This window comes from Endomicrobiales bacterium (assembly GCA_023228045.1).
In the GTDB taxonomy this organism is placed as follows: domain Bacteria; phylum Elusimicrobiota; class Endomicrobiia; order Endomicrobiales; family JALOBY01; genus JALOBY01.
Genome location: JALOBY010000032.1, coordinates 1 through 9704 on the forward strand (window position 1 = coordinate 1; position 9704 = coordinate 9704).

At 38.5% G+C, this 9704-nt stretch carries 6 protein-coding genes; all 6 read right to left on the minus strand.

Annotation, left to right across the window (positions count from 1 at the left end):
- Window positions 1–148: 148 nt before the first annotated feature.
- On the minus strand, window positions 149–982 hold the full coding sequence (locus tag M0Q46_06405; GenBank protein ID MCK9583223.1) for a carbohydrate ABC transporter permease: 834 nt from the start codon (window positions 980–982) through the stop codon (window positions 149–151).
- 60 nt (window positions 983–1042) lie between these two features.
- Window positions 1043–3277: an extracellular solute-binding protein gene (locus tag M0Q46_06410; protein MCK9583224.1), complete on the minus strand. Its 2235-nt coding sequence runs from the start codon at window positions 3275–3277 to the stop codon at window positions 1043–1045.
- Window positions 3278–3407: 130 nt separating this feature from the next.
- The gene (locus M0Q46_06415) at window positions 3408–6044 is read right to left on the minus strand and encodes a hypothetical protein (GenBank protein MCK9583225.1); all 2637 of its coding nucleotides are present in this window, start codon (window positions 6042–6044) and stop codon (window positions 3408–3410) included.
- A gap of 573 nt (window positions 6045–6617) precedes the next feature.
- Complete coding sequence (locus tag M0Q46_06420; protein ID MCK9583226.1) at window positions 6618–7865, minus strand: hypothetical protein; 1248 nt, start codon at window positions 7863–7865, stop codon at window positions 6618–6620.
- 239 nt (window positions 7866–8104) lie between these two features.
- The gene (locus M0Q46_06425) at window positions 8105–9385 is read right to left on the minus strand and encodes a hypothetical protein (GenBank protein ID MCK9583227.1); all 1281 of its coding nucleotides are present in this window, start codon (window positions 9383–9385) and stop codon (window positions 8105–8107) included.
- On the minus strand, window positions 9385–9704 hold a 320-nt coding region (locus M0Q46_06430; GenBank protein ID MCK9583228.1), incomplete at its 5' end, for an OmpA family protein. The genes M0Q46_06425 and M0Q46_06430, both read right to left, overlap by 1 nt.

Consider the following 9704-nt stretch of genomic DNA (forward strand, 5'->3'; position numbering starts at 1 on the left):
TTTTTTTTTGCATTCATGCTCCTTTATTGAACCGTTTCAATAAAAGAGTATCAAATGTTTTTACTTGTCGTCTATATTTAAGACTTTATCCCTTGTTTTTAGCAACACTTTTTGAGTATTATGCCCGGGATGACAAATAGCAACTTTTTTATTCTTTTAAGCCAGAAGTTGCAATACCTTGTATGATATACTTTTGCGCAAGCAAAAACAACAAAACAATCGGCGCAATAACTATTACAGCACCCGCCATTAAAAGCGCGTATTCTGTACTGTGCTGACCATTAAGGTTTGCAAGCGCTACAGGAAGCGTATACATTTCTTCGCGTATCATTACAATTAACGGCCATAAAAAGTCATTCCAGGTTCCCATAAAAGTAAAAATGCCAAGTGTGGCAAGCACAGGTTTTGAGAGCGGCAATATTATTTGCCAGTAAATTCTAAACTCTGAGCAGCCATCCATTCTTGCCGACTCTATAAGCTCATTTGGAATTGAAAGCATAAATTGCTTCATTAAAAAAACGCCAAAAACACCACCGGCCGCTGGTATAATAAGCCCGAGATATGTGTTTAATAAACCCAGATTTTTTAATATCAAAAAGACAGGCATCATGGTTACCTGGCCTGGTATCATCATTGTGGCAAGTAATAAGGTGAATAGTTTTTCTTTACCTGGGAAGCGGTATTTCGCGAATGCATAGCCGGCAAGTGAGTTAAAAAACAAACTTACAAATGTTATTGAAACCGCTATAACTACGCTGTTTTTGAAGTGTTGAAGAAAGTTTATTGATGAGAAAAGCTTTGTGTACTGCTCAATGGTTGGGTGCTTTGGTATCCACTGAGGAACTTTTGTAAAAATTGCCTGATCAGTGTTAAACGATGTAGAAATCATCCAAACAAATGGAGCCATGGTGATAACAAGGCCTACAATTAAAAACACATGAACAAGCGAGTGTCTGATTTTTTGTGAAAACTTGTAATTCATTTTTACCCCTAATATTGCGTCTCGCCCAGTGGGCGGACTTAGAATTCATTTTAATTACACTTACTCTGAGTGTTTACGCATCCACATTTGAAATATTGTTACAGCAAATATTAAACCAAAAAGCACATAGGCAATTGCCGATGCGTAACCCATTTGTAAAAACTTAAAGCCCTGACTGTACATATACTGCACTACAGATATTGTGGCATCTCTTGGGCCGCCCTTTGTCATAATGTATGGTTCGGCAAAAAACTGAAAATATCCTATTAGTGTGAGTATGGTTATAAAAAATGTTGTTGGTGCAAGTGATGGCAATGTGATGTGCTTAAAAATTTGCCACCGACCGGCCCCATCAATTCTTGCGGCTTCATAAAGCTGCACTGGAATTGCTTGCAACCCAGCAAGGAAAATAACCATATTGTAACCAAAATTTTTCCAAACTGACATTAATATCAATGACGGCATTGCCAAAGTCATTGACTCAAGCCAGTTTTTCCCTGGAATATTGAAAAGAGAAAGGGCATAATTCATAAGGCCGTAATCATAGTTATAAATCCAGCGCCATATAACAGCAACAGCTACAATTGTTGTAACTACAGGCAAAAAATAACCTAAGCGAAAAAAATCGCGCATACGAACAAAACCTTCGTTTAATAATAACGCGAAGAACAATGAAACCAACACAGATATTGGCGCGCCAACTACAAGAAAGTAGATGGTATTAAAAAGAGATTTTATAAATGTTTTATCACTTAATAAATCAATATAATTTTGCAAACCTATAAAGTTTATTTTACTGCCAGGTATAAATGTGTATACATTCCAGTCGGTTAAACTCATAAGAAATGAGAGTATTACAGGGATGATTAAAAACACGATTAATACAATAATTACAGGAGCTATGAAAATATAAGGAGTTATGTATTGTTTGAAATTGTTGTATTTGCCCTTGCCTTTCTTAATTGAGTGTATAAAATATAGAGTTAATAAAAATAAAAGCACAAAACCACCAGCAAGCGCGCCTTTTAACCACTTTTTTCCAAGAGTTGAACTAACAGTTCTTGTGGAAAGCATTTTTTTTATCTCTGAAGAAACTATTGCCATTTCAGAATCTATATCTTTCATTCCAATAACAATTTCTTCTATGTGCCTGCCAAGGCGAGAGTTTATTTGTTCCCACTCCGGTATATTTGGCGGGCTTTGTGTGTACTTTAACTGTTCACCAAAAACCTGAACCATCGGCTTTGTGGCAAAGTAACTGTCGTTCCATGCCGCCTTTAAAGACGGTAAATTATTGTTTATTTTATACCATTCTACCTGAACATCCGGTTTGGAAAGGAATTCTAATAACTTCCACGCCGCTGCTTTGTGTTTTGAATCTCTAAACATTACAAGGTTTGCGCCGCCAACAAATGAAATTGGCCCGGCTTTGCCCGCTGGAAGAACTGAAACATCCCACTTTCCTTTAAACTCATCACCACAATAACGATCTACCAAATTTAACATCCAAGGGCCTGATATAAACATTGAGTAAAACCCAGTTTTAAAGGCATTGAAAATGTTTACATCAGCTGCATCTTCTTTTGGGGCTAAACCCTCATCAATGAACCGTGCATAAAAATCCATAGCATCTTTAAATTCATTGCTCTCTACCATAGGGGCCGTGTTATCGGCATTAAGCACATTGGCGCCATTTTGCCATGCGAACATAGCAGCAATTTCAAAGTTACTTGTTGGCAAAGATATTGCGTAACTGCGTATTTTTGCTTTTGGTTTTGAAAGTGCCTTACTTACTTTGTAAAGCTCATCCCATGTTTTTGGCGCAGATGAGAAACCGACAGCCCTAAGCAAGTCTTTTCTATAAAATAAAACACGCGTGTCTACATACCATGGGACACCAACAACTTTGTTTTTGTAAACACAACTTGTCCAAGAGCTTTGAAAGTAAGCATCCTGTTTTACAACTTTAGAATCTTTCATATAACCGCTGATGTCTTGCAGGGCATCCATAGCAGAAAATTCACTCATCCAAGTGGTGCCGAGCTGACAAACATCAGGTGGAATAGCACCAATTACAGAGGTTAAAAGCTTTTCTCTTGCGGCATCCCAAGGAATAGTTTGAACAATTACCTTTATGTTTGGGTTCTCTTTTTCAAAGCGCTTTAATATCTCACTTTTTCCTATGCGCATTCCTTCTTCACCCATGGCCCAGAAAATTACCTGTTCCTGGCAAAAAACCGTGGAACTAAGAGCTACAAGAGCTAAAACCGCTACCAAAAATTTCCTTAATAACATTCTAAACCTCTTTTGAATTGGTGTTTCTAAAAATTAGCCCAGACTCTGTTACAGACACAGTTTTTCTGTCTGAAAAAACAGAGTCTGGGTTAAACCCGGATTTTGCAATACGGGTTAAATGCATCCTTACTTAAAACGATAATGAAAAACAGAACTTTAAATAATTATCGTCATACGGCCATGTTTTTGGTTCCCAATAATCTATGCCATATTTTGTTGTCATATACTCACCAGAAAACTTTGTATTTGAGTTGTAGTTGTACTCAAGTTTTACAAATAACGAGTTGCCCATAAACCTATCACCCGCATCTGCTCTTGGGGCAAGCCACTCTGTTTCTATGCTTTTCACACTAAACCATGCGGCAATTTTTCTGCTAAATTGAGTTCTTACAAATATTTCATTTATCTGTTCACGCTTAAAGTCATCACCGTAGGTGCTAAACATAGAACGAGGAGAATCGTAGTTATATTTTTGGTATTTTACTTGGCTATTAAATGCAACATCAAGCCCGTCAAAACCATAGTAACCAATACCCCAGTTTGTTCTGTTGCGGTAGTAAGAACTGTTTGTTAAACGGGTAACATCTTCAAACTCAACCGATGTCTGAAAACCTTTGTATTTTTGTGTTACACTAAAATCATAGGCCTTTTGGTCACTGTAAACATCGTCAAAGTAGGCAGGCTCCCAACGATATGTTGGTTTATACAATGTGCCAATATATCTATTTTCATACGCTAATCGTAAACCCTTCCAGAAAAGGTTGTTTGTTTCAATTCTGCCAACCATTAAACGGTCAAACTCATAAAGTGGGTTTGGCAAGGCAACATTATACAGCGGCTGAATTAGTGGCAGCGTTGTTGTTGAGTATGTTGTAGCATAATCAGAGTATTTTTCCATACCTGCTATAGCTTGAATTTGTACTTTTTTCTCTAAAAACCACTTCCAGAACTCAAGGTTGTAAACTGTATCATTTGACACTGGTTTTATTTGCCACTCACTGTTATTTACCATACTTGTATTTGAAGGTACCGCAGTGTTTTCCATTAAACCACTTGTACAATCGTTTAGGGCATAACCAACCATTTTCCAATCACTGCCATAGTAGGTTAAACGAGAACCTATGGAATTGCCGTCATAGGTGTGCTTTATGTAGAAAGCATGGTAGTTTAAGTTGTCTATATCACCTTCGGCAGTTGCACCCTTATAACCCCAATTGCCCAATATGGGTGATGCAAATGTGTACTTTGTGTATTCAAAGAATATGTTACCAATTGTAAAGTTGCTAAATTCACGGGAAAAATTATTCCCCATAACTTGTATTAGCGGCACATTTGCCTTAGGTGGCTGAGCTGAAACATTTAAACGAGAGTCGTAACCAATATAAGTTACACTTGATACGGTTGTTATTGTATTGGGGTTGTAAGTAGAATAAACAGATTGTCCAAACTCTTGGCTTTCAGAACCAATTTCCATTCTTGCAGAGAACTCATCAACCTTTGCACTTGCAATTAGTTTGCCATAGTGCGTTAGCTGTTCATTTCTCTCGGGAGTATTTAGGAACTCTGTATAAATTAAACCGCTAAAATCAACATTACCCACTGTTGGGAATGTTATTCTTAGTTTTTCTACAACTGATGGAGGCGTTGCCCAAATCGCACTCATTGATTTACCAACGGCGTAAAGCTGGTCAACAAAAATTATGCCAGATGTTTTTTCTCTGTCAAGACTTAGAATTGAAATTTCAAAACCTCTAATTTTTGCGAGGTCAATAACTTTGTTGCCTGGTTTTGACTGCGTGGAAAGCTTAAACTGTGTAAGTGGCATTGTTATTTGTGTCCAGTTTGTGTTTTTTAATACCTCAGCATCTTGAAATGTCCAAAGCTCACCTTCTGCGTCAAATATATTGTAGTTAAATACATTATTGCTGCCATCACCCTTTATCCAAATTTTAAAATACTCAAGGCCAGTCCAGTCAACAGGTGTTGTGTAGGCTTCCCAATGAGCTGAAACCCAGCTGCCCCATGGATTTTGCGTTTGGAAAAGATAATCCATCTCCATAGCATAATCGCCGTCATGCAACATTCTTGTTGCTTTAAGTTCAAGTGTTGAGTAATCGCCTGTACGAACACTGTAAAAGTCGTTTGGAGAGGGGCGTTCAAAACCATCTATAATTACTCTGTTAGAGCGAAGTGTCGGCTGTGCGACATCTTGGTCTAAAATAACCGCTTCTTCCGAATTGGTAACTGTGTTAAACTGTATTTCATTGATGTACAATTCCCCTTGACCCGCAGCACTGTCTAAAGAAAAACCAAAACTTGTGATATGCTTGAGATCTATATCCGCAAAGTCAGTCATTGGAATTTTAACCATTTGCCATACGCGAGTTACATTGGCGTATGTGTTGATTACAATTTTCTTTTCTTTGTCATCTTTGTCTTTTAATGAAAGATAAAAGATCTCGCTGCCTTTCATACCTTTAACAAAAAATGAAACGTTCCCTATGTTTGATAGATCTTTACCCTTAAGAAACATTCCCCACCCGGCATAACCCTTTTGCGCCATTGCATACTTCATTACAAGCACTTTTGTTCGCTCAGGGTCTACATTGTCACTAAATGACGCTACAAAGTCAGAACCAACATCATCTTTGTACTGGAAAATATTTGTATTGCGAACAGTTTCAAACCCTGCCTCTGCTGTGGCAGCATATAGATAAACACCTGACAACATTAACGCGGACAAAATTAGAAAATACAGCTTTTTCATTTTATTCCTCCATAATATCGCGTTCCGCCTTTGGCGGAACTTAGTATTCACTTCGTTCATACTTGGTTTGGCTTTAGTTGAATTGCCAAACCGCTCTACAAGAGAAAACCTAAGGTTTTCCCGTTTCGTCGTCGCTCACTTTGTTCGCTGAACCCTTTCCTAAGTTGTAAAAGAACATTTATATCGCGTCTCACCTATCGGTGGACTTAGTATTTTTAACCATAGAACTTGCAATAGATTGCTGGATTCGACGAACGATGACGGTCTTTTCCTTCCTCAAAAAGCTCGCCCAATGTCTACAACATTGCTCTTACTTTTTGAGTTGTAAAACCCACGACCTCGCCCGTCTCGCTCCTAACACCTATTGCAAGGTCTATGGTTGCTTCGTTCATACTTGGTTTGGCTTTAGTTGAATCGCCAAACCGCTCTACAAGGGAAAACCTATGGTTTTCCCGTTTCGTCGTCGCTCGCTCTGCTCGCTGAACCCTTTCCCCGCCTTCGGCGAGGTCTAGCCACGGGCTGACTAAGTTGTAAATGAACATTTATTGCAATATTTCTCTCAATTTATTTACTTTAACTCTGCATACAAAGTTCTAACCACTTCTTTATAGCGGGATGTTGCATAAAGTACTTCCAGACAAACTCACTTCTATAATTTTCTATCATTAAAACAGTTATGCCCTGATCTATTCCTATAAAATCCCTTGAAAACCAATTTGCGTTTAAATTCACACCATTAACAAAACCATATTGGCCATAAACATCAGCACCATAGTTTTTGTAAAGAGAACGCATCGTGCTTATGCACTCATCTGGACAAAAAGGTATTGAACCAGCAAGTGCCGATGGCGCTATTGTACCATCGTGCAAAGATTTTTGTTCAGGTACACTTCCATATCCTGCGTATCCGTCTGGCCCAAGGCAAGCGGAAATTCCCCAATAACCTTTGTAGATTTTTCTATTTTCAATGCACCATTCTCTATCAGCTATGGTGGCTTTTACTGAGTTTGTCCAGTAATTCGCGTATTTATCTCTGATATTTCTAAAATCAATAAACGCTTGACTATACTGATAAACAAATAAACTACCGGTCGGACAATAAATAAAAGCGTTACTACCTAATTTTTCAGCCGGCCTTTTCCAGGCATCCCAGTACTTTGGACTGATAGGTTTTGTTGGCGAGCCGATAGCAAGCGCGTAAATTATCATCAACTCGGAATATGAATCCCAATAGTAAGGCAAAAAACCGTTATTTTCTTTAATATCAGGCTTCCAGCCCATGCAAAGAACCGTCTTGCCATTTAACATCCAAGGCCAGTCAACTCTTTCGTAAAGTTCATTGGCAAGCGACTCTACCTCAGTGCCTTTAAAGTACTCACCCGCGCTAAGTGCCCCTGCCAAAAAAATCGCTGTGTCAATTGATGATACCTCAGAGTTCCATACAGGAGCACCTGTGCGTATATTAACAAAGTGATAGTAAAAACCATTTTTTTGAGCTACATTGCTTTGAAAGAACTTTAAGGTTTTTAGCACTCTATCATAAGCATCATTTTTGTCAACCCAGTGCCTTTGCGCGCCTATGCAGTAAGCCGTCAAACCAAAACCGACTGATGCAACACTACAAGGCGAATAAGTGGTGCTGTTGTCATTTATTAGGCCCGTTCCCTGATGATATTTGTCTAAAAAAAACTGAAATGAGTCTTGTGAGACCATATCAAGAAATTTTTCATCTTCACTTTTTAACTTGGCGCTGTAGCTTTGTATTGGAAATGAAAAGAGCAACGAACAAATTAAAAAATAAAATACAAAAAATCTGTTCAACCCGAGTTTTGCAATAGATTTGTACGGTGTTGGGCCCCGAAGGGGAAGAACCGAGGCGAAAGAGACGGATGCATTTTTGATGCAAAATTTGCAGAGAATGGTAATTCCATTCGCAAAATTGTATGTCCGCCTCGCTCTTATGAGCGGGCGAGACCTCGCCAAGGGCGGGCGGATAAAAATGCCCCATATCTTTCGATTAATTCCAAATCCTATTGCAAAACCCGAGTTAAATATTTCCATTATTTTTTTAGGACAAGTTTCCCAAGAGATACAGTGTAACCACTGTTTATGTTGCCCTCTTTCATAAGCGACCATGCTATGCTGCCATAGCTGCCATTTGAATAATCGTAAGAGTTAACAACTGGCGAAACACTTATAAAACTTTCTTTATCTGGGTCTATGCCAATATATTCCCATGCGATGGCGGCTTCAATTTGATAGCCGGGTTTACCATTTACTCTACCCACAAATGAGTCAAACTTAACTTCGCTCTCATTAGGTTCTTTTGAGTGAATCCAATCCCAAGCTAACGGATCGCTTGTTTGGGATGTTGGCGTAAAGCCAATATGAAATGTTGCGTTATCTTCATCGTAAAAACCATTTTTTAAAGTGTCAATTTGCAACTCTACGCTATCGTCGTATTTTATGTCTTCGCCACTTTTACGGCAAATTATCTCTTTATCATAAACAACTGTGGCAAAATATAGGTATTCTTTATCCCACATAAAATAACTTTCAGCCGAAAAGTTTTTTGGGTCTTTTACATCGCCAGATATAATGTCCCTTTGCGCATTGTACTTCATTGCTTTTGCTCTGCGCCATTCATCAAGTTTGCCATCTATAACCACAGGCGGCACATTCTTTTTGATTGACTTTACCTTTATGGCAAAACTTTCTTTTGGGGTTGGGTTTATTGATGAGAACATTATATTTTCTATGTAAATTGCTCCTTGCCGTTTGGTTACATTCTGGTCAAAAATCAACACTAACTCATCCATTGCGCGCCAGCTGGTTATTCCGTCAAAGTATTCAAGAGGAATTACAAACCTTCCCCATTCATTGGTTATGCCCTTAAGTAAGTACTCGCCAAGCTGTTCCTTGTTTTTAAACTGAATGGTTAAATTTCTGGTATAGCCAAACTCCTCATCGCCCTTTATGTTTATCATCAAATACTTATAGTCGCGCATATCTTTACCACGCAGTTGCGTAAAATATCCATTTGTTGCAGTTTTTGGTACACCTGGTATGTAATCGTTTGGTGTATCAACATTATATTCAAGGCGCAGAGAGTAACCGTCACTTCCAATTCTTGGAGTAGATGCAAATGACAATTTGCAATACTGCACCGTGTCTTGCGGGTTACAAGACCAAACCCCAGAGTTGCCTGAGACCTTATTTAGGGTTTTGCCTGAGTCAAAATCATCAAGCAGCAGAGAAAATATAGAGCCGTTTGCGTAAGGCGATGCCGCGCATATTAGCGCAAGAAGCACTGCAATAGATTTAAGTGTTTTTATAATCATTATTTCTCAATTACAAACTCTACCCTGCGATTTCTATAACGACCCTCTTCAGTAAGATTTGATGCAACCGGCTTTGTTAAACCCATACCTGCGTAAGTTAAGCGTTCAGCGGGAATACCCATATTTATTAACTCATTCATAACTTCTTTAGCTCTGTTTTCTGAAAGCTTTTGATTGTATATTTCACTGCCTTTACTGTCAGTATGGCCATCAACACGCACATTCATATCCGTATGATTTTTAAGCACTCTATATACACTTTCAACCTTGGGTAATTCGGAATCTTTTACATTGTACTTGTCAAAATCAAAGTTAACGC

Bases quoted from the DNA above. Each gene is read 5' to 3' on its own strand.
- M0Q46_06405 (MCK9583223.1), bottom strand. From the start codon at position 982: ATGAATTACAAGTTTTCACAAAAAATCAGACACTCGCTTGTTCATGTG.
- M0Q46_06410 (MCK9583224.1), bottom strand. From the start codon at position 3,277: ATGTTATTAAGGAAATTTTTGGTAGCGGTTTTAGCTCTTGTAGCTCTT.
- M0Q46_06415 (MCK9583225.1), bottom strand. From the start codon at position 6,044: ATGAAAAAGCTGTATTTTCTAATTTTGTCCGCGTTAATGTTGTCAGGT.
- M0Q46_06425 (MCK9583227.1), bottom strand. From the start codon at position 9,385: ATGATTATAAAAACACTTAAATCTATTGCAGTGCTTCTTGCGCTAATA.